General features: G+C 59.1%; 14 protein-coding genes and 1 pseudogene. 7 read left to right on the forward strand and 8 right to left on the reverse strand.

Annotation, left to right across the window (positions count from 1 at the left end; genetic code table 11):
• Positions 1-11 precede the first annotated feature (11 nt).
• Positions 12-155: a hypothetical protein gene (locus AAC640_RS12130; protein WP_173655764.1), complete on the reverse strand. Its 144-nt coding sequence runs from the start codon at positions 153-155 to the stop codon at positions 12-14.
• A gap of 125 nt (positions 156-280) precedes the next feature.
• On the opposite strand from AAC640_RS12130, the gene AAC640_RS12135 reads away from it, so the two are divergent.
• Genes AAC640_RS12135 through brxL form a run of 7 tightly spaced genes read left to right on the forward strand, consistent with a single transcriptional unit; the run spans position 281 to position 13,986 of the window.
• Complete coding sequence (locus AAC640_RS12135; protein WP_340266600.1) at positions 281-1,165, forward strand: WYL domain-containing protein; 885 nt, start codon at positions 281-283, stop codon at positions 1,163-1,165.
• A 35-nt stretch (positions 1,166-1,200) separates the two neighbouring features.
• Positions 1,201-1,776, forward strand: coding sequence for a DUF1819 family protein (locus AAC640_RS12140; protein ID WP_340266602.1), 576 nt, complete (start codon positions 1,201-1,203; stop codon positions 1,774-1,776).
• A 2-nt stretch (positions 1,777-1,778) separates the two neighbouring features.
• Positions 1,779-2,381 (forward strand): DUF1788 domain-containing protein, encoded by a 603-nt coding sequence (locus tag AAC640_RS12145; protein ID WP_340266604.1) that lies wholly within the window; start codon positions 1,779-1,781, stop codon positions 2,379-2,381.
• A gap of 3 nt (positions 2,382-2,384) precedes the next feature.
• The gene (gene brxC, locus AAC640_RS12150; protein WP_340266606.1) at positions 2,385-5,927 is read left to right on the forward strand and encodes a BREX system P-loop protein BrxC; all 3,543 of its coding nucleotides are present in this window, start codon (positions 2,385-2,387) and stop codon (positions 5,925-5,927) included.
• A complete protein-coding gene (gene pglX, locus AAC640_RS12155) occupies positions 5,927-9,397 on the forward strand; it encodes a BREX-1 system adenine-specific DNA-methyltransferase PglX (RefSeq protein ID WP_340266608.1) in 3,471 nt (1,156 codons plus the stop codon). The genes brxC and pglX overlap by 1 nt, the downstream gene beginning before the upstream one ends.
• Entirely contained in the window at positions 9,390-11,897 is a 2,508-nt protein-coding gene (gene pglZ / locus AAC640_RS12160) for a BREX-1 system phosphatase PglZ type A (RefSeq protein WP_340266610.1), read from the forward strand. The genes pglX and pglZ overlap by 8 nt, the downstream gene beginning before the upstream one ends.
• A 7-nt stretch (positions 11,898-11,904) precedes the next feature.
• A complete protein-coding gene (gene brxL, locus AAC640_RS12165; RefSeq protein WP_340266612.1) occupies positions 11,905-13,986 on the forward strand; it encodes a BREX system Lon protease-like protein BrxL in 2,082 nt (693 codons plus the stop codon).
• Between the two features lie 219 nt (positions 13,987-14,205).
• Here brxL and AAC640_RS12170 read toward each other — a convergent pair whose 3' ends face one another.
• The 7 genes and pseudogenes from AAC640_RS12170 to AAC640_RS12200 form a co-directional block, all read right to left on the reverse strand.
• Positions 14,206-15,039, reverse strand: coding sequence for a nucleotidyl transferase AbiEii/AbiGii toxin family protein (locus AAC640_RS12170; RefSeq protein ID WP_340266614.1), 834 nt, complete (start codon positions 15,037-15,039; stop codon positions 14,206-14,208).
• Positions 15,039-15,869: a type IV toxin-antitoxin system AbiEi family antitoxin domain-containing protein gene (locus tag AAC640_RS12175; RefSeq protein ID WP_340266616.1), complete on the reverse strand. Its 831-nt coding sequence runs from the start codon at positions 15,867-15,869 to the stop codon at positions 15,039-15,041. Before AAC640_RS12175 ends, AAC640_RS12170 begins: the two co-directional genes overlap by 1 nt.
• A 252-nt stretch (positions 15,870-16,121) precedes the next feature.
• Positions 16,122-16,880 (reverse strand): LPD7 domain-containing protein, encoded by a 759-nt coding sequence (locus AAC640_RS12180; RefSeq protein WP_340266618.1) that lies wholly within the window; start codon positions 16,878-16,880, stop codon positions 16,122-16,124.
• Between the two features lie 172 nt (positions 16,881-17,052).
• Complete coding sequence (locus AAC640_RS12185) at positions 17,053-19,065, reverse strand: type IV secretory system conjugative DNA transfer family protein (RefSeq protein ID WP_340266620.1); 2,013 nt, start codon at positions 19,063-19,065, stop codon at positions 17,053-17,055.
• On the reverse strand, positions 19,031-20,035 hold the full coding sequence (virB11, locus tag AAC640_RS12190) for a P-type DNA transfer ATPase VirB11 (protein ID WP_340266622.1): 1,005 nt from the start codon (positions 20,033-20,035) through the stop codon (positions 19,031-19,033). Before virB11 ends, AAC640_RS12185 begins: the two co-directional genes overlap by 35 nt.
• A gap of 3 nt (positions 20,036-20,038) precedes the next feature.
• A complete protein-coding gene (gene virB10 / locus AAC640_RS12195; protein ID WP_340266624.1) occupies positions 20,039-21,256 on the reverse strand; it encodes a type IV secretion system protein VirB10 in 1,218 nt (405 codons plus the stop codon).
• A 59-nt stretch (positions 21,257-21,315) separates the two neighbouring features.
• A pseudogene (locus AAC640_RS12200) lies at positions 21,316-21,513 on the reverse strand (Tn3 family transposase); the annotation flags it as partial.
• Positions 21,514-21,590: the final 77 nt, after the last annotated feature.

The following is a 21,590-nucleotide window of genomic DNA, read 5'->3' on the forward strand; positions in this document are numbered from 1 at the left end:
TTCTCCCTGACTTACTTCTTGTTCGGGCGCTGCGTCAGCGCCGAAGCCGCCGCCGATTTTGCCGCCGCGCTCGACTTGGGGTCGCGCAGCACCTGCGATGCCGCAGTCGCGGCTTTCTTGCTCGTTACTTCATTCTTCGAGGGGGTCTTGGCCATGTGGTCCTCCTGTTGCCCGGCACGGTTTCGCTTGACGCGACTCCGTGATGAGAATAGAAACTACACACGTCGTGCAGATGTGTCCATATAGTTTTTATCTGCATCCGGTTTAGAGGAAGATTCGGATGGCGGAAAGCCTGACGACATTGAAGTGGGGCGTTGAGCGTCGGCTCGAGTTCATCGAGTTCCGCCTGTTCTGGGAGGGCGGGGTCAATCGTTCGGACATCATCGAGATGTTCGACGTCTCCGTGCCGCAAGCGTCGAAGGATCTGACGCTCTACCAAGAGCGAGCGCCAAACAATGCCCTCTACGACAAGAGCGCCAAGCGGTATGTCGCGAGCGAGCATTTCGAACCCCATTTCCTCAAGCCCGATCCCGACGGCTATCTGTCGCGCCTGCGGTCGGTCGCTGAAGGACTGATCGATCTATCGGAATCCTGGATCACCCAGGTTCCTGACACTGACATCGCCTTGACACCCCGGAGAGATATCAACGCGTCCGTGCTGCGCACGGTCCTCAGCGCTGTGCGCGATCACCGGTCGGTGGAGGTTCACTATCAGTCGATGAGCAAGGATCGGCCCGATCCGATCTGGCGACGGATCACACCCCACGCTTTCGGCTATGACGGTTTCCGCTGGCACGTTCGCGGCTATTGTCACGTCACCGACAAGTTCAAAGACTTTCTTTTGCCCCGAATCCTCGACATAGGTGACCTCGGCGAACCAGGCCCTTCGGCCGAGCAAGACGCGCTTTGGCAGGAGCGTTTTTCCGTTGAGATAGGCCCTCATCCCGATCTGACCGAAAGCCAGAAGGCGGTCGTCGCGAAAGATTACGGGATGACCAGCGGCTCGGTCGTCCTGACGGTCCGCTATGCAATGCTGTTCTATGTGCTGAAACGTCTCGGCCTTCTTGGCGACGCCGTCCAACTGCCCGCTCGCAGCCAGCATATCGTTGTCGTCAACAGGCATGAGACCGTCGCGGCCCTAGAGAAAGCGGAGTTCGCGCCGTGAGTTCTGGCAGATTTCCGCAGAAGTCAAAGTATCGGATGTCCTTCAGTGTGGGCGGGTTGATGCTCAATGAGAGCCTCATGATTGCCCAGTCTTATCAACCCGGAGAAAGCTGGGCGTCTGCGCGTGAGCGCTTGCTGGCTCAAGGTGCTTCTTCCTTGCCCAAATTGGCGTCGCAAACCCGCGCACTTCGGGAAGTGTACGACCGCATAGGTCATCTATCCGAATTTGAGCGCCATTACGTGTCGGCCGAGGCTGACCGCGCTGAGCAGCAGGCGATGATATGGCTGGCGATCTGCCGGACCTATAGTTTTGTCTATGAGTTCGCTGTCGAAGTGATCAGCGAGCGCTACCAATCCTGGCGGCTTGACCTGCGTCATGAGGTTTTTGATCGCTTTCTCGCGGAGAAAGCTGAACGCGATACAGGCCTCGCGGAGCTTTCATCATCAACCTGCGCGAAATTGCGTCAGGTATTGTTTCGGATTTTGCGCGAAACCAGTTTGATAAGCGTCGAGGGTAGAATTCAGGCGATTTGGTTGTCGGGGCGCATGAAGCGGCTGATTGAGGAGAATAATCCGGCGGATCTGCGGATCTTTCCCGGAAATGGGGGGTAGTTGTGAGCACGAGAACTGATCGGCGCGCCCGTGCCGAGCACCTATTCAGAGTGATTTCCAGTGACCGGTTCTTGCAAAAGCAGGGACTGGGCAACGAGGTTCCCTTTTTCATCTGCGCTTTTGATGCCGAAGACGGGCTGAGTCTGGGGGACGATCGCGAGGACCTGATCGCCAAGTTGGGGCACGCCGGTGTTCGCGTACTTGATATTGACCTCTACGACCTTTCACTCAGGATTCTCGAGGATCGGGGAATCTTTGAGCAGATTCTTGAGGTTGAAGCCGAGACGGAGAAGGCGGAGCTCAAGGAACTCTTGCAAGGCGTTCTGGACCCGCAGGCGCATCTCATTCCGGAGATCGCAAGCCAGATCGAAGAAATTCCACATGATGTGATCTTTGTGTCAGGCGTCGGTGAGGTTTACCCCTTCCTGCGTTCGCACAACGTGCTCAACAACTTGCAAAGCACCGCGAAGGATCGGCCGACGATCATGTTCTTTCCGGGAAAGTATACCCATGCGTTGGCGACAGGGGCCTCACTGGAATTGTTCGGCGTGCTGCACGACGACAAATACTACCGCGCGTTCAATATCATGAATTACGAGGTCTGACCGATGGCTAATCTTCTGCGTGATATCTTTGCCAAACCGGTCGACCGTTCGATCGATGGGGTCATCAAGGCTGATGACATGGGCAGCCTCCTGACCGAGCTCGATGAATATGTCATCACCAACGAGATCGGCGCCCGGCTGGAGCAATTCCTCGACGCCTACAACAATTACGATACCGCGAATGGCGTGTGGATTTCCGGCTTCTTCGGATCAGGTAAATCTCACCTGCTGAAGATGCTCGCTCTTTTGCTGGAGAACGACGAGGTCGAAGGGCAGCGCGCCATCGAAATCTTTGAACGCAAGCTCGCGGGTAACCCGATGCTGGCGGGGGCGTTGCGTAAGGCGGTTTCTATCCCTTCGCGGTCGATATTGTTCAATATCGACCAGAAGGCGGATGTGATCTCGAAGACGGATGTCGATGCTCTTCTGGCCGTATTCCAGAAAGTCTTTGACGAGATGTGCGGCTATTATGGCAAGCTTCCGCATATCGCACAGTTCGAGCGTGATCTGGATAGTCGCGGCAAGCTTGATCCCTTCAAAGCGGCTTTTGCGCAGTCTTCTGGCAAGCCTTGGGAGCGTGGGCGCGAACAGGCGCTGATGGAAGGCAAGCACATTGCTGCGGCTTTTGCGCAGGTCACGGGCGATGAGGCCAAGGATATTCTTGGCCAGTATCGCAAGGATACGAAGGTCTCGATTGAGGATTTTGCCAATATGGTGAAGTCGTGGATCGATGCGCAGGGGCCAAAGTTCCGGCTGAATTTCTTCGTCGATGAGGTGGGGCAGTTTATCGCCGACAACGTCAAACTGATGACGAACCTGCAGACCATTGCCGAAAGCCTGAACACGAAGTGCAAGGGGCAAGCCTGGATTGTTGTCACCGCCCAGCAGGACATGGGTTCGGTTATCGGCGATTTGACGGCGCAGCAGGAGAATGACTTCTCTAAAATCCAGGCGCGCTTCGCCAACCGGATGCCGCTGAACTCTCAGGATGTGGCCGAAGTCATCCAGCGCCGTCTGCTGGCCAAGACCGAGGCTGGCCAGATCACCCTTGGCAATCTTTACGATGCTGAGGAGAACAACCTCCGCACCTTGTTCGATTTTGGCGATAATTCGTTCAAGTTCAAAAACTTCTCCGGAAAGGAGCAGTTCGTCGCGAGCTACCCGTTTCCGAACTACCAGTATGATCTGTTCCAGCGTGCGATCATGGGTCTCTCGCAGCATAATGCATTCGAGGGCAAGCACAGCTCGGTCGGCGAACGCTCAATGCTGGGGGTGTTTCAGGAGGTCGCAAAGCGGTTGGCTGATACGCCGGTCGGCGGCCTTGCGACCTTTGATTTGATGTTCGAGGGGATCCGTACCGCTCTGAAATCATCGGTTCAGCAGTCAATCCATCTGGCGGAAGCGAACCATCGAGGCGAGGATTTCGCTCTACGGGTGCTTAAGGTGCTGTTCCTTGTGAAATACGTGAAGGAATTCAAACCGACCGCCCGTAATATCTCGATCCTCATGTTGTCCCGGTTCGAGGCGGACCAGACCGAGCAGCGCCGCAATATCGAAGAGGCTTTGTCGCTTCTGGAACGCCAGACGCTGATCCAGCGCAATGGCGAAGTCTATGAATTCCTCACGAATGAGGAAAAGGACGTCGAGGCCGAGATCAAGGCAATTGCCGTTGATACCGCCGAGATCGAACGTCGGCTCGACGAGCTCGCTTTCAGTGCGATCCTGCGTCACGGCAAGATCAAGCATGCTGGCACAGGGGTCGACTATGCCTTTACCCGCAAGCTCGACGGGCACAGCCTGAACAAGGAATATGAGCTGGCGGTGAATATCGTCTCGCCCTTCAGCGACGAGTCCGACACTCCGGATGTGGTTCGTTCGAACAGCATGGCAAGCGATGAGATGGTTGTTATGCTGGGGCGGGATGTGCGCTTTACCCGCGATCTTATCCTGGGGCTCCAAACCGAAAAATTTGCCAAGCAGGCTAACAGCGGGGATGCTCAACCCGGTCGCGATCGTATCATTGCGGAAAAGCGTGACCAGAATACGCGGCGTGAAAAGGACCTGGTGCAGCGGCTCCGCAATCTGATCGCAAATGCGCGGCTGTTCGTGCGCGGAGCCGAGCTGGAAATCGGGGGGGAAGACCCGCAAGAGCGGCTGGTCAGAGGTTTCCAGACCTTGGTGGACAAGGTCTATACTAGCCTGCCGGTTTTGCGCGGGGCCACTTACGCCGAAGCCGATCTTGCCCGCGCAGGCAAAACTGATGGCGAACTTTTCGGTGGCGAAGGCAGCGGTTTGACCGAAGCCGAACAGGATGTGCTGAACCACGCTCAGGCCCAGATGCGTCTTGGAACGCGGGTTTCGGCCAAGGCCTTGGTCGAAAAGTTCGGCGCAAAACCTTATGGTTGGCCGGCCATTGCGGTTCTGTGCCTGACCGCGAGCCTTGTCGCGCGCGGCAAGCTCGAGGCGCGGTCCGAAAGCGCCCTGCTGGAAGGGGAAGCGCTGGTGCAGGGGCTGCGCAACAGCCACGCCCTTGGCAATATTCTCCTCTCGCCGCAGATTGAGTTCACCGCTCCTCAAGTTCGTAAATCGCGCGAACTGTTCCAGGAGCTGTTCGATCTACCCGCCTCGGGGAATGACGCGCGCAGTCTTGGTGCGGAGTGGCAGGCGCAGTCGCGCAAGCTGACCAGCGAACTCGAGGGGCTTGGCCGGCAGGCGACTGGCTACCCGTTTGTTGCAGCTCTCGATCCCTTGCGGATCCTGCTCGACAGCATGCGCGATCAGCCGCCGAACTGGTTCATTACTGGCCCGGTGGGGCAGGAAGACCAGCTTCTGGATGCGAAGGAAGATATCCTCGACAAGGTCCGCAGCTTCATGTCGGGGCCGCAAAAGGGCATCTATGATGAGGCGCGTGCATTCCTGACCGCGCAGGAGCAGAACCTTGCCTATGCCGAAAATCCTGCTGCCGACACGTTGCGCCAGGTTCTTGCCGATCCGCAGTGCTTCAAGGGCACTGCAATTCAGGAATTGAAGGCGGATTTCTACGACCTGAAAGAACGCATCGAACAAACGGTTCTGGCGGAGCGCAACGCCGTCATCGCCGCAATTGACGAGGTGGCTGAAAAAATCGCCCAGACCTCTGAATTTCGTGCGCTACAGCCCGAGCAGCAGGGACAAATCCGCGAAGGGCTTGCCGCGCAGAAATCCGGCCTTGCCTCACAAAGCCTGATCCCGGCCTTGCGCAATCGGGCGACCGAGGTGCGGTCAAACCTTCTGGCCGATACGCTGACTCGGATCGCCGAACTGACGCCCGCACCAGCACCAACACCCGCGACCCAGCCCGAACCTGCGGGTGGTGTGGCCGAAGGTCCGTCTGCCCCATATGTGCCGCCAGCACCTATGAAACCGCAATATATCAAGGCGCAGTCGATCACCGTCCCCTTCGCGAAAACCTATCTCGAAGATGAGGACGATGTGACCAGCTACCTTGATGTGATGAAAAAGACCCTGCTGGCTGAGATCGGCGCGGGCAAGAAAGTGATTGTCTGATGGATACCAATGCCCTGAAGAAATTTGCGCAAAGCGCGCGCAACTTGCTGATCGATCAGGTTACTGCCCGGCTGGACATGGTGCTGGCCGAAGGCGCAGCGGCTCGCCGTGAACATCCCGAGGCGATTGGCAGGCTGGAAGCGGCAGCCAAGAGTAACCGCCAACAGGTGATCGAGCAGGCGGCTTACACCTGGTTCAACCGCTTCACCGCTCTGCGCTTCATGGATGCAACCGGTCTGACCAACCCGCGCGTCGTATCGCCCGCAGACGGCGCCACCCGGCCCGAGATTCTGGCCGAGGCGATGGCGGGTAACCTGCCGGATCGCGCGCGCGCCGAGATAGCCGAATATCTGAACGGCACCCGCCCCGCCCATGACGGGCAGGCGGAGGCCTATCGGCTGCTGCTGATCCATGCCTGCAACGAATGGCACGGCCAGATGCCCTATATGTTTGAGCGTGCCGATATGCTCGACCGGGCCGAGGATTATACCGAACTGCTGATGCCCGATGATCTTCTGGCGCCGGACAGCATCCTCGCCCGCCTGCGCGGCGTGATGACCGAGGACGCCTGCCAGGATGTCGAGATTATCGGCTGGCTCTATCAGTTCTACATCAGCGAGAAGAAGGATCAGGTCTTCGCCGGGCTAAAGAAGAACATCAAGATCACGGCGGAAAACATCCCCGCCGCGACGCAGCTGTTCACTCCGCACTGGATCGTCCGCTATCTGGTGGAAAACTCGCTGGGGCGGCTGTGGCTGCTGAACCGCCCGCAATCAAAACTCGCCGCGCAGATGGACTATTACATCGCGCCGGAAGAGCCCGAGACGGACTTTCTGCGGATCGAGCGGCCCGAGGATATCCGCATCTGCGATCCGGCCTGTGGCTCTGGCCATATGCTGACCTACGCCTTTGATCTGCTCTACGCGATCTATGAGGAAGAGGGGTATGAGGCCGCCACGATCCCGGCGCTGATCCTGACGCACAACCTGACGGGGATCGAGATTGACGACCGGGCCGGGGCGCTGGCGGCATTCGCGCTGTCGATGAAGGTGGCGGCAAAGCTGGGGCGGCGGCGGTTCCTGCGGACGGACGCAAAGCCTGACATCGTCGTGCTGCAGGATGTGCGCTTGACCTCCGCCGAGATGCACGACGTGGCCGTCGTGGTGGGTAAGGATCTGCTCACCGATGAATTGCGCGAGACGCTGGGGCAGTTCGAGCAGGCAAAGAACTTCGGTTCGCTGATCGTGCCGAAGCTGCGCGACCCTGCCGAGACGCTGCGGGTGGTCGAAGCGCGGGATTTTGGCGGCGACCTGCTGCTGAAGGAGGTGCAGGCGCGCGTCGTCGCGGTGCTGCGCATGGCTGAGGCGCTGTCGCCGAAGTATCATGTGGTGGTCGCGAACCCGCCGTATGCTGGGTCGAAGGGACTTAACCCCGAGCTTCAAGATTTATTGAAAGGCAAATATGCGGATTGCAAAGCCGATCTTTTTGCAGCGTTTATCCAACGCGGACTGAGTTTGGTTTCACCAAGAGCATTCTCTGCCATGGTGACCATGGAGAGTTGGATGTTCTTGTCTTCATACGAGAAATTGAGACTTTCTATACTTGAAAACAGGACGATTTCGAACATGCTTCACATGCCTTATCTCGGAAAAGGTGGGACGAGCATGGGGATAAGTTTCGGAACAACCGCTTTCGTTGCTGAGAAACGCAAATCCCCAGACGAGAAAGGCAACTTCCAATGCGTCCGCTATTATGAAACCGATGATCTTGGTGTGCCACTCAGCTTCCCAACTCTCAACGAGAGATCGGGCAAAGCATCTTCAGCAGACTTCACATCTATTCCTGGTGGACCTCTGGCCTATTGGGCGAATGGGAAGACGCGGCAGGCATTTGCGGCGGGTCAATCATTCAAAGAGTTTGCCAATCCGAGAGTCGGTATGCAGACGGCAAATAATGACTACTTTCTCCGCTCTTGGTGGGAGGTGTCGCTTAACGATTGCTCTTTCTTCTCCAAAAGCAAGAAATGGATTCCTTATTCCAAAGGTGGAGAATATCGCAGGTGGTGGGGAAACAATGAGCACATCCTATTTTTTGACGCTGACGGGGGGCGCCTAAAGGCTCAGAAAAATGCCACTTTGCCCGACTTGAGCACATATGAGCGGGAACGTTGCACGTGGTCGGATCTGGGAGGGAATAGCAAGTTTGGAGTCCGGAAGGCTCCATCGTGCTCGTTCTACGACATCAAAGGTCATTCCTTCTTCCCGTCCGTGGATGGCTCGTTAAGTTACTCAAATTCAAATGTTTTCTCTTATTTTTTGAGTTTTGTTTGTAGTGGTATGAATTTTCAAGTTGGTGATGTTGGAAAGGCTCCTGCACCCGAAGGCGATGCGGTCTATTCGGCATCGAAACACGAAGGGCGGCTTGTAAATCTCTCCAAATCGGATTGGGACGCTTACGAAGCCTCTTGGGATTTCACCACGCTCCCGCTGCTTTCGCCCGATAACCGGACCGATACGCTCGCTGCCACGTATGCCAATCTCCGCGCCCATTGGCAGGGCGTGACGGACGAGATGCAGCGGTTAGAGGAGGAAAATAACCGCACCTTCATTAAGGCCTATGGATTGCAGGAAGAGTTGGCACCTGAGGTGCCGGTCGAGGAAATCACTCTGACTTGCAACCCGGCTTATTCACTCAAGGCAGCAAAAACCGATGAAGAACGCGAGGCGGCGCTACGCGGTCGCACGATAGAGGAGTTTCTCCACTACGCTGTGGGCTGCATGTTCGGCCGCTACAGTCTCGACGCGCCGGGCCTGATCCTCGCCAACCAGGGCGAAGGGAATGAGGATTACCTTGCCCGCGTGCCGGAGCCGACCTTCGCCCCCGACCGCGACAATGTGATCCCGGTGCTGGATGCTGACTGGTTCGCCGATGACATCGTCACCCGTATCCGCGAGTTCCTGCGCGTGACCTTTGGCGAGGCGAAGTTCCGTGAAAACCTTACCTTCATCGAAAAGGCGCTCGGCAAGGATCTGCGCAAATGGTTCACGAAGGACTTCTTCGACTACCATGTCCGCCGCTACAAGAAGCGCCCGATCTACTGGATGTTCTCCAGCCCCAAAGGCAGCTTCAACGCGCTGATCTATATGCACCGCTACCGGCCCGACTCCGTCTCGGTCGTGCTGAACCAGTATCTGCGTGAGTTCATCCACAAGCTGGAGGTGGAGCGCGCCCGGCTGGAAAAGCTGGCCGCCGACCCGACCGCCACGCAAGGCCAGAGCACGAAGGCACAAAAGGATATCGGCGCAGTGATCAAGCAGATTGCCGAGTTGACCGAATGGGAACGCGAAGTTGTCTATCCGATGGCGCAACAGAAAATCGCCATTGATCTGGATGACGGGGTGAAGCGCAACTATCTGCTGTTCGCTGGTGCTCTAAAGCCGATCAAGGGGCTGGACGCTGCGGATGACTGACCGCATCACCGCCGGCCTGATGCGGCTCTATGAGGATCAGGGGCATCGCATCGTCTTCTGGTATGACGCTGCCCGTGGTCTGCGCGCGGTATTCGAAGCGGTGGACCTGCCCGGCGTGACCAAGGTAGAGATCGTCAACAACGAATTCGGCTTGAAATACCGCATGCTGCGGGAGGAGCCGAAGGCCCGGTTTCTGGTCTATAAGGACGGCCCGGAGCCGCCGATGCCTGAGAACTGGCTGCTGGATGTGCAACTGGCAACAGCAGTCTTCCGCGCCGATCAGGCGGCGATATGGGTGGCGGATCTGGGCATCCCGGCGAAATACGAAGCGGCCGTGCGCGACCATGCCGAGTTCTACCGTTCCGGCAAACGGCTGGAAGCGCTGCGCGCCACCGAGCGCGAACGCCCTTCGCAGAGCGCGAATGATGTTCGCCGCAAGATGCTGGCCGTCTGCGCCGGCGCGGATGGCGATCTAGATACTGTGATCGAGGCGTTGCTGGCCGAGCTGGCCGAAGACCGCGATGATGCCCTGCGATTGATCGATCGGGTCGGCCTGGCGGAGTTCTTCTGGAAGGAAGTGGCCACGCGTTATGGTTACGCGGCTTCCGAACCGGATTTCCAAGACTTCGCCATTACGCTGTTTTCCAGTGCCTGGGCGCGCGCGATGGGGGAGGCGGCGGATCTGAATACCGATGCCGCGCTGATGTTCCGTCGCTGGAGCGCTTCGCGCCGGTGGGGCGAGGCGTTCGAGAAGCTCTCGGGCGATTATCAGGATGTGCTGAAGATCCGAGACGACCTGGCTCCACGTGATTTCCGCAAGCTGATGCCGCATGACCATTTCGAAGAGGTGGATCGGCGGATCGTCATTGCCATCGTTGAGGGGTTGGCCCAGCAGAGCTTGGCCGCGACAGATGTGCTGAAATGGGTACGCGATCGGCGTCAGAGCCATTGGTATGGCCGTTACGCGGATGTCTATCAGGCCATAGGTTACGCCACCGAGTTTCAGCAGGCGTTGGCCGAAGCCGACCTGACCATGACCAGCATGTCCGATGGCGTGAAACGCTATTCCGCAAGCTGGTTTCGTCTGGACCAGCTTTATCGCAAGTTTATCTATCACATGCAGAAAAGCGGGCAGTCAGGGCTGTTGTCCGCGCTCTATGAGGCGGTCGAGAACCGCTACACCACGAATTTCGTGCTGAAGCTGAACGATGCCTGGCAGGATCAAGTTGCCCGCCTGCCGGATTGGGCAGTGCCGGGCTTCCCGCGTCAGGTGGATTTCTATCGGGAACAGGCTGCGGAATACCGCCGCAAGGACCAAAAAGTCGTCGTCATCATCTCAGATGCGCTGCGCTATGAGGTCGCCGAAGAGGCGTTGCGGGAGATCCGCAAGCTCAACCGGTTTGATGCCGAGCTGACGCCGATGATCGGTGCTTTGCCCAGCTATACTCAACTTGGCATGGCGGCGCTCTTGCCGCACCGGCAACTGGCCATCCGCGATGACAATGATCTGGTGCTGCTGGACGGTGAAAGCACCATGGGTGCTGCCGCTCGTGAAAAGGCGCTGCTGGCGGGCCGGGCCGGAGATCGGGCGAAGGTTTTGGCGGCGAAAGATTACATGAATCTCGCGACCTCAGAGGGCAAGGACCTCTTCCGGGATCATGACATCCTCTACCTTTACCACAATCAGATCGACGCGATTGGCGACAAGCTCGCCACCGAAGAGAATGTGCCTGCGGCGGCGGAGGCCGCCATCGAGGATCTCGTGAAGCTGGTGCGCAAGCTGACCTCGGCCAATTTCTCGAACATTCTGATCACCGCCGATCATGGGTTCCTGTGGCAACACAAGGCTTTGGAAGAAAGCGGTTTTGCGCTGAGTGAGCCGGAAGGCGATATCGTCACACGAAATCGGCGCTATGTGATCGGGCGAGGCCTTAGCAGCGGCGGTGGTATGAAGAAGTTCACCGCCGCGCAGCTTGGCTTGGGTGGTGATCAGGACATCCTGATCCCGAACTCGATCAATCGTCTGCGCGTGAAAGGATCAGGCAGCCGCTTTGTCCATGGCGGAGCGAGCTTGCAGGAGATCGTCCTGCCGGTTCTGCGTGTGGGCAAGCAGCGCAAGGAAGATATCGGGCAGGTGTCGGTGCAGATCATTCCTCCGGCCCGCGCCCAGATCACGACAGGTCAGATCCAGATCACATTCTATCAGGCGGAGCCGGTTACCGAGAAACAGCAGCCCTTGCAGGTCTATGCCGCAATCTTTGCCGGTGATGAAACTCTCATCTCTGACGAAGCCGAGCTGGAATTCGATTTCGTGTCCGAGAACCCGCGCGAGCGCGAGCTACCGCGGGGTTTCCTGCTATCTCGCTCTGCAGACGCCTATAACAATCAGACGGTCTTCCTGAAGCTGCGGACGCGCATCGGCAAGACCAGCCGTTTCGAAGATCACGCTTCACAACCATTGTTGCTGAAACGCGGGATCAGCACAGATTTCGATTTCTGAGGTGACGATGTCGACCCTTGATGACAAGATCAACGAGCATTTTGCCGGTTTCGTGGTCCGCAAAGACCTGGTGAAGGCCGTGAAGGGCAATGCCATTGTCCCCACCTATGTGCTGGAATATCTGCTCGGCCAATATTGCGCCACCGATGATGAAGCCTCGATTGCGACAGGCATCGAGACCGTCAAGGATATCCTGCGCAAACATTACGTCCATCGTTCTGAAGCAGGGCTGGTCCAGTCGACGATCAAGGAGCGCGGTCGCTACAAGGTTATCGATCAGGTCAGCGTGGCGTTGAATGAAAAGACCGATGCCTATGAGGCGGTGTTCGAAAATCTTGGGATCAAACGGGTTGCGATCGACAGCGCCACGGTCAAGGCGCACCCGAAACTGCTGGTTACCGGGATCTGGTGCATCGCCGAGGTGCAGTACGAGTTTTCGGAAGAGAGCCGGATATCTCCCTGGATCATCGACACGCTGAAGCCGATCCAGATCGCCCGCGTTGACTATGACGGGTATCGCGAGACGCGTGACAAATTCACCACCGAGGAATGGATTGATCTACTGATGCAGAGCATCGGCTTTGATCCGTCTCTGTTCGGGCGCCGGTCGAAACTTTTGCAGTTGCTGCGACTGATCCCCTTCGTCGAACGCAACTACAACCTCATTGAACTTGGCCCCAAGGGGACGGGCAAATCGCATATTTATTCCGAGTTTTCCCCCCATGGCCAGTTGATCTCCGGGGGCGAAGTCACGATCCCCAAGCTCTTCGTGAACAACTCCAATGGGCGGATTGGCTTGGTTGGCTATTGGGATGTAGTTGCTTTTGACGAATTTGCTGGTCGCGAGAAGACTGCCAACAAGGCGCTTGTCGATATCATGAAGAACTACATGGCGAACAAGCAGTTCTCGCGCGGGGTAAATCCGATGGGCGCTGAGGCAAGTTTCGCCTTCGTTGGCAATACCGACCATAACGTCCCATGGATGCTGAAAAATACCGACCTGTTCGAGGCACTGCCGCCACAGTTCCACGACAGCGCCTTTATCGATCGATTGCATGCATATCTCCCCGGATGGGAGGTCGGCATCATTCGAGGCGATATGTTCACATCTGGCTATGGGTTTATCGTCGACTATCTCGCCGAAATCCTGCGTCACCTGCGTGCCGAGGACTTCTCGCATCGACCGGATCGCTACTTTACCGTGCCTGTTCAAACCCATATCCGGGACCGTGCAGCGATCAGCAAAACCATGTCGGGTCTGTTGAAGCTGATTTTCCCGAATGGAGGCGAGACGGAAGCGGAGGTCGAAGAGCTGCTGCGGTTTGCGATTGAATGCCGCAAGCGGGTGAAAGACCAGCTCCTACGGATCGATAGCACCTTTGAGAGCGCGGATTTCCATTACATTGCGTCGGATGGAGCAAAGCGAGCGGTCACCACGCTGGAGGAGGAAGAGTTTCCCCAGTTCTACCATCGGCAGTCCGCCGGGGATGTGGATGGCAGTGCGGATCAACCTGATATCGTGCCGGTTTTGGTGGAGTCGGCTTCACCGGCGGCTGCCTCCGCAGCGCCTGTTGTTGCCGCTGCTCCTGATTTTGTCCCAAAGCCCGGGCATGTAGTTTTCACGGAAAACCGCAAGGGCATCAGTTTCGACAAGATCTTCGGCCCCTGGACGGATGGAGCGTCGAGGATCGTCATCACCGATCCTTACATCCGCAAGTTCCATCAGGCACGCAATGTGATGGAACTGATTGAGATGCTGATCCGGCGCAAACTTCCCGAAGATCAGGTCGCTGTGCATCTGGTCACGGCTCCGGACGATGGAAACATTCAAGAGCAGCGGGAATGCCTGGACGGGATCGCCGAGGCCTGCACTGGCACGGGTGTTGATTTCACCTGGGCCTTCGACAAGGCCGGGACGCTACATGCCCGCGATATCAGCACGGATACGGGCTGGAAAATGGTTCTGGATCGCGGCTTGGATATCTTCCAACCAACGCCTCGTAAGATGAACGGCTTTTCGTTAGGAGAGCGGATGCAGGAGCATCGTATGGTCCGCAGCTTTTACGTGACCTATGTGGAAATGCCCTGATTTTGAGCGCGACTGAATTCTAGGCGATAGTGAGCAGGCGATAGGTGCGGGATGAGCCTTCAGGCTTCCCGGTTCTTTCAAAAATATCGACGCCGATAAGTTACTGAATTAACTGTCCGTCGTCAGAACATTTGGCGCAACTCAGTGCGCAAATTAGCGGGGTGTCGGCCTCGCCTGACCGGCCATTTTGGGTCTATTTTACGCCTCTTTTCGTCAAGCCTATTCCGGAAGATCGGCTTCGCGCAGCACGCGCATAACCTCGCGAAACACCCCTTCGAATGGCGGCAGATCGCTCATCTGTTGCTGCAGCCGACCCGTCCAGAGCGTGCCTAAACGCTTTTCCTTGGCGGCGATCGCGGCGGTCACGCCATTCGGCATGCGTTCGCGAAGGGCGAGCTTCTGGGTGAACTCGGCGAAATATTCCGCCGGACGAATGTCACGCTCATCGAGCAGATTCCAAAGGTCGTAGAGATCACGCGGCTCGGTGCGCGCCTTGTCCGACAGGGCTGCCAGCTTCTCGATGAATATCTCCGCCAGGCTGTAGGCCAGAATGGTCGGGCCCTCCGGCAGGTCGGAAAACTCCTCGAAGGTACGCAGGATCGGGCGCGCGGCCAGCGGAAAGCAGAACACCTCATTGATCGTGACATCGACTTTCACGTCGCTCCGCGCGGGCAGGGGGCCTTTGTAGCTCAGATAGAAGGTGTGGGTGTTCTGATGGCCGTGCCGGTCTGGCCGGTCGTAGGCCATGTTGATCCCTGACGCCGCCTCGACGATGGCAAAGATCTCGTCCAGGCCGGAGAGGATCGCGTCCAGTTCGATTGGCTTGATCAGCGAAAAATCGAGATCCTCGGAGAAGCGGTAATTCTCGAACCAGCAGCGGCGCAATGCCGTCCCGCCCTTGAAGGCGAGAAATTCGCGCAAAGGATGCTGGGCCAGACCGGTCAGGAACCAGGCCAGGCAATAGTCGCGTTCGATCACCGCCTCGGGCACGCGGCGGCCGCGAGGCTTGAGAAGGCCGTTGGCGATACGGGAGAGATCGCGCTGGGGAATCATCAACTGCTCCGGATCATATCGAGTTCGTCGGGCTCGACGTTGAGTCGGATGCGCCATCGGGCCAGCATCCGGCCCTCATTGGGAAACAGGGGATCGAGACGCTGATAGGTCGGCGTCAGCCGCGCGCGCAACGGCTCCAGTGCGGCTGCATCGGCCAGCCCGTAAAATTCCAGCAGATAGCCAAGGCGGCGGATGACCGCGCCAACGCCGAGACGAAGCGCATAGTCGATCATAAGTTCGACCCGCAGCGTGTCGCGCTTCATCCAGAGTCCCTTGGCGACCTCTGTGACGCCACCGACATATTGCGGATGGTCCAGACCATCGATGATGGTCCGCTCGGGATCGCTGACCCGGACCTGCTCTTCGGATGTAATCCAGATCTCGGTCAGGCCGAAGAAATCCTGCGGTTTGACGTCGACGAAGCGGAACTCATACCCGTGGATGTGCTGCGGGCGCAGGCGTTTGGCGCAGGAGACGACGATAGCCAATTGCGGTTGGGTGACCATGCGGTGCAGCTCGAGGGCGCTGCCGTGGGAGATGAAGTAGTCCGCGTCGCCAACCAGCGTTCTTGCGATGAGGTAAGGATCGCTCACATGCTCGGTGTCCCGGCCCCGCTCGAAAGGCACCAGATTGTATAGGCCAGGCTTGAGGCGCGTGACGATCCCGCGCGCTTCGGTGTTCGCAACCAGGCTGCGTGCCGATGACGGGCTCAGACCTGTGATCTCAGTGACATCCGCGAGCGAAAAGATCGGCTGACGGCGTTCGTTGAGTTCGACGATCAACTGGGCAGCCCGAGGTCCAAGCGTCTTGAGATTATATCCTTCGCGCAATTTGAGCCTCTGTGAGCGATGTCCGGCGCGTTCGATATAACGGTAATTATATTATATGGCAAGACTGTTGCGCTTTGCGGGACGGTTCGCGCGCATAGTATACATCAGGCAGGCTCGAGTTGCACCGCTTGTGGTTTTCAATCACGATAAATGTTCGGCAAAGCCGAACAAAGGTGGCGGTTCTTAAACCAGGAGCGATCGGCTTACCCATCTGCGCAGTGGCGATTGCGGCCCAAAGGACCCGATTCCCGATCACCGAGACCGGCTACGTTCTTGGGGCTTGGGCTCGCGACCCGGACGAGGGATGGGGGGTGTGGCTGGGTCACGGCCGCGGACCACATCCTGCCTGACGCTGGGGGCGGCATCCTTGACCATTGCCGGTCGGATGTTCCTTCCCGCCGCGATATGCGCATCAAGCTGTGTGCGGGCGACTGTCATCACCCGCGCAACCGCCTCGGGATTGTCGAACAAAGTCCGTCGGATCACCGCTTCCATCACGCGCATCTGGCTGTCGGCCGCGCGATCATTCGGCGTGGTGCCACGATCGCCGCGCCGCACACCCGGCCGCTCCAAACCACTGGCGTCGCTCTCGCGGCCCATCCCAGTTGAACCACGGACGACATCGACGTCGCGGGCTGCCAGGGGCGCAATCGTATTGCGGCTCGTTTCCCCGCGCCGCCGGTCGAGTTCCTGGAGGTCGCGATCGTTGGGCTTGTAGCCACGTACCTCCAGCCCCTTTTGGCTGGCCTCCATCCAGACCGATCGCCGAAATTCTTCCGATCCCGTGACGTGAATCCGATCCCAATTGCGGTGTTGTGCGATCGTCACCAGATCCTTGACAACCTCCTGGCTCTCCGTCGCCGTGACCAGACGCCGGCCCTGATCGCGAAACGCGGGATCCTTTGCTTGCGCCGTCGTGAAAAAGGCGGGTTCGCCCGACCATTTCGCCTTGTCGGCATAATAGCGCTTCCGCACGCTCTCCGGCACGTCGCCCGCCTCGAGGGAATGCACTTTGGGCGCACTTCGTGACGCACCGACAGCGCCGACATGGCCAGGTGCTTCGGTGGGCCCGTCCTTTGGTCCCCCGGGCGAGGACTTTTCTGGCGCAGCCGTCTTGCGCTGTTTGGCGTCGTCGAGGCCAACGCTGTTAGCACTCGTCCGGGCCGTACCGGATTGCTTGGAATCATTCTCTGCCATGGTCATACCTCTCGGTCGCAAATTCTGGAGATTGAGCACCGGCATCCACGGGCTCGAGAACGGCCCGGGCTGTCATCGCCGTGACAAAGGCGATAGCGGCCTGTTCGTCGCCGGGCGGTGGTAGATCCACCATGTCGCCAAGCACCAACATGTCATCGGTGATTTCGGCAAAGCCCGAGAACTCGTCACCGGTGAGCGCGCGCATGACAGGTTCCGCCCGCTCTGTGGGCGCAATCGCCTGACCGTCGCTCAACAAGGCGGCCTTCTTCGCGCTAAGTGCCTGTGCCAACGGATCACTGCTGCTCACCTCGCCTGCCAATTTGGCGGCCGATGACACGGCGTTGATCGCGATCGGACGGGGCGCGACCTTGGGTGGGTCGCTGATCCGGCTCGTGAAGCGCTTCGAGCGGAAATACTCGATCTTGCGGCCCCTGACGGGTGGAATGCCGCCGCGCATCAGCAGAAGGTCGCCCTTGGGCATCTGCATCAGTTCCTGCGGCATCATCAGCGCACGGCGCTGGTCTGATTCTGATATGCTGCGATTGGCGAGCAGGCCATGAATCGTCCGGCTCTTCGATTTGACGTTCATCGTGAAATAGCCAAGCCGCTCGGAGAGCTCGTTGGCGACCTTCAATTCCTTGGGCGTGAACACGATCTCCAGTCCGCAATTGGCGATGATCTCGTCGGTGACATCCACGCCATAGACGCCGCGGGGCTGGGACCGGCTCTGGATGACTGGCAGCAGGCGAAGCCCGTAGCCTGCGACATAGGAAAAGGCCGACGCGATGACCGGCGCCTTGCCGAGGCGGGCAAATTCGTCGAGCAAAATGAGCACCGGCACGCGGCCGCCGTTCTCGGGCAGTTCCCGCGTATTGAGATCGATCAGCTGCTGGAGAAAGAGGTTATAGACCGGAGCGATGCGGTCGATATTGTCGGGCGACACCCCAAGATAGATCGATATCCGTTCGCGCCGGACCTGACGCAGATCAAAATCGGTCTCCGACGTTGCGGCATCGACATAAGGGTTGAGCCAGAGATTGAGCTTCGATGTGATCGTCTGCTTGATGCCCGAAAATGTGTTGTCCGACGCGGAGGTAAAGTCGCTCAGCGCTGAGACACAGGCTTGGCTCAGCCGCTGGCCGCGGCGCTGGGCCTCTTCGACCACCTTGGGCAGTTCGACCTTGGGATCGCCCGTCGTCAATCGCCGATAGATTTCGCCGATCGTGAAGGGGCGGGCGGGATTGGCTGCGACGAGCGCGCCGACGCCGACAAAAGCGGCGCGCGCGGCCTCCGCCCAGAACGGATCAGCCTTTTCCGGTGCCGGAAACAGCATGCCGCCGATCTTCTGAAGTTCATTGATCACATCGGTGTCGTCGAGCCGGTCGATAAAGCTCAAGGGATTGTAGCGGGCGCTTCGCCCTTCAGGATCAAGCGGATCGAACAGATAGACCGCTTGGCCATGCCGCGCGCGAAAACCAGCGGTGATGTCCCAATTCTCGCGCTTCACGTCGAGCACCACCACCGAGTCTGCCCAGCTCAGGAGATTGGGGATCACAACGCCGACGCCCTTGCCGGCGCGCGTCGGCGCCTCGAGCAAGACATGTTCGGTGCCGCCGAAAACGAGATAGCGGCCGCCTTTCTGTCCGACGATGATCCCGCTGTTGCTGCGCAGATGTTCGCGGCGGATTTCACTTTCACGCGCGAACCTGGCTTCGCCGTGGAGCGTGCGCCCTCGCTTCAGGATGATGAGCAGGATGACGAAAGCGATCGCGCCGCTGATCAGCGCGCCTCGCTTCAGCCACAGATGAAGCAGCGGATCGCCGCGATAATACCAGAGCCATGCGGGTATCGCCGAGATCTGCATCCGCGGGCCGATCTGGTTCAGGCCGACCAGTGCGACCAGCACCGCGCACAGGGCGCATGCCAAAAAGGTTGCCGCGAGAACCCCCGCGACGATTACGACCCTAGTGAGCGGTCGTGCGTCCGACAGGCGGGTCAAAATACACCTCCTCGACTTCGAATTTTCCGGCGCGCTTGCGCGTCTGGACGACGACGTCGACGAGCATGTGCAACAGCCCGCGGATGTCGTCGCGGGCCAGATCGCGCCCGCCTTCGGATTCCTTGACCAGCAACGTCAGCTGCTCGAACGCGCCCATCGCCGAGCCGGCATGGACGGTTGTGATCGAACCCGGGTGCCCCGAGTTGACGTTGCGCAGATAAAAGAAGGCGGTGCCGTCGCGCAGCTCCTGCAGGAGGATGCGATCGGGCCGCATGCGCAGCGCACTTTCGAGCAGCTGCTTGGGGCCGACCTTCGCCAGCCCCTGTCGCTCGCTCGAATAGACCATGTGCACGACGTTGCGATGCTCGACGACGAGCTCGCGCGTATCCTCGATCGTCAGCAGCCGTTCCTCGGGCGGGATCAGTTGGATCAGCGCCTTGGCGAAGGTGGTCTTGCCCGAGCCGGTCGCGCCGCTCACCAGGATGTTCTTACGGGCGGCAACGGCGGTCTTGAAGAACGCCGGCCAGTCAGCGGCATCGCGCTGCGCCACCAGCTGGGCATCGACCTCGCCGAGACCGTGGGAGGCCGAGCGTGTGCCAGCGAACAAACCTGTTTGCGCGAGTTGATCGATCGCGAGATTGACGCGCGAAGGCTTGCGCACCGTGAAGGATGGCGCGCCGGTCGGGGTTACCGAGGGTATGACGATCTGGCAGCGCTCGCCGCCTGGCAAAATGGTCGAGCAGATCGGGGTCTCGGCATTGACGTCCTGCCGGGTGAAGCTCGCGGCGGCGACGGCCAGCGTCGCGAGCCAGTCGCTGTCGAGTTCGGCGACGTTATGCCAATGCCAACCGCGATGATCTTCGATGCCGACTTCGCCGGGCTTGTTGATGACAAGCTCCGTCACCTCGACCGGCTCCAGCAGCGGCAGGATCGGCGCGAGATAATGGCGCAGGACGGCGGTATCGCTCATGGGTCAGCGCCGCAGCTCGAGATTGTAGACGTCGGCGAAGTTAAAGTCCTTGGCGACGAAGATGCCGACTTCCTCGCCCTGGTTCTTTTTCAGGACCGGACGGATGTTGATGCTGTTCTGGAGCGCGATGCTCGCCCCCTCGCTCGGCGTGCGCGTCGTGTTGTTGAAATTGTTGCTGCCGCCCGAGACCGACTGTCCGGCGATATAGGCGGCATCATCGACCAGCGAGAGCAACAGCGCGCTGCCGAAGCGCGCCCAGAAAAAGGTGTCCACGGACCCGGCGATGCCTGCGCGGCCAAGGGCGTCCGACCCCGGCGAAGCCAGGTCGATGCGCACGCCCTGCGGCGTGACGGCCCGGGTCCAGAGCACAAAGAGCCGGTTCTGCCCTTGCTGGATGCCGCCATGATATTCGCCGAGCACTTTGGTGCCCTTCTCCATCAGCACGACGCGGCCGTTCTCCGAATAGACGTCGCGCGGAATGAGGCAGGAGGTGTAACCTGGCTGCGCCGAATTCATGGCGGTCTGAAGAATGCAGGGGATCAGCGTGCCAGCGGTGACGAGATAGTTGCGATTGGGCAGCATCGAGGCGCGTGCCTCGCCAACGGCCGAACTCTGACGAAGCGCATCGAGCGCATTGGGCGCGCTGCGGACGGCCGGATCGGTCGAGCCGTCGCCAGCTGTGCCCGCATTGCCGGTGTCGGAGCCAGCCTCGTTAGAACCCGCTGGCGCTTGGAGCGCGTCGCGGCCGCCATAGGCGATCAATGTTGAACGACGCGCCTGATCGGCCAGGTTCTGGCGCGTGTTCTGCGGTGCCGCCGTTGGCTGCGCTCCGGGTTGTATTGCCGGTACGATCTGTCCATCGGGGCCAACGGTTGGCGGAGGATTGAGCACAGGCGCGTTGGGATCGGCGCCCACGGCGCCGAGCGGCTTGGGTTTTGCCGCGACAGCATCATATTTGACCGTTTCGCGTGCCGCGAGATCCGGCCGCTTGGCCATTGCCTCGGGCTTCCCCATCAAACTCGAGCCGGTCTTGCTTGGTCCCGAATTCACCCATAAAATGCCGAGCACCATCGCCGTCCCGGCGAAGATCAGGGCGGTATTCCGCTTTGCCGGCGTCATCCCACCGATCGGATCGATACCGCGCTCGCGGATGATTTCATCGCGTTCGGGTGTTGGGTCGCCTTGCGGGCGACGAGGGGCCTCGGCCGCAATCTCGTCCATCGCACTCACTCCTTCGGGTCTTGTATGGGGTCGGTACATAGAACGGACCCAGATATACGCTAAGGTTTCTCCGGACCTTCGACGGCGTGCATCTGGCGAAGGGGCCTGAGGGCCGGCGATGGCGCATCGGGGTCGGTCCAAAGATAATCGCCGGTGAGGTTGATGTGCTGCCATCCGAGCGGCGAAAGGTGTTGCAGCAGGTCCGGCGGGATCGACCGGCCGAGACTGGCAAGATGCATGCGGGCGGCTTGCATGTAGGCGTCGCCTCAAGGTTTGTGCGCCAGACAACGATTTGGCGGACATAATGGGAACAATGGCTATGCCACACGTTTGA

This window comes from Sphingobium mellinum (assembly GCF_037860795.1).
GTDB lineage: Bacteria > Pseudomonadota > Alphaproteobacteria > Sphingomonadales > Sphingomonadaceae > Sphingobium > Sphingobium mellinum.

Bases quoted from the DNA above. Each gene is read 5' to 3' on its own strand.
- AAC640_RS12135 (WP_340266600.1), top strand. From the start codon at position 281: ATGGCGGAAAGCCTGACGACATTGAAGTGGGGCGTTGAGCGTCGGCTC.
- brxL (WP_340266612.1), top strand. From the start codon at position 11,905: ATGTCGACCCTTGATGACAAGATCAACGAGCATTTTGCCGGTTTCGTG.
- AAC640_RS12140 (WP_340266602.1), top strand. From the start codon at position 1,201: ATGTCCTTCAGTGTGGGCGGGTTGATGCTCAATGAGAGCCTCATGATT.
- AAC640_RS12130 (WP_173655764.1), bottom strand. From the start codon at position 155: ATGGCCAAGACCCCCTCGAAGAATGAAGTAACGAGCAAGAAAGCCGCG.
- virB10 (WP_340266624.1), bottom strand. From the start codon at position 21,256: ATGGACGAGATTGCGGCCGAGGCCCCTCGTCGCCCGCAAGGCGACCCA.
- pglZ (WP_340266610.1), top strand. From the start codon at position 9,390: ATGACTGACCGCATCACCGCCGGCCTGATGCGGCTCTATGAGGATCAG.
- pglX (WP_340266608.1), top strand. From the start codon at position 5,927: ATGGATACCAATGCCCTGAAGAAATTTGCGCAAAGCGCGCGCAACTTG.
- AAC640_RS12170 (WP_340266614.1), bottom strand. From the start codon at position 15,039: ATGATTCCCCAGCGCGATCTCTCCCGTATCGCCAACGGCCTTCTCAAG.
- virB11 (WP_340266622.1), bottom strand. From the start codon at position 20,035: ATGAGCGATACCGCCGTCCTGCGCCATTATCTCGCGCCGATCCTGCCG.
- brxC (WP_340266606.1), top strand. From the start codon at position 2,385: ATGGCTAATCTTCTGCGTGATATCTTTGCCAAACCGGTCGACCGTTCG.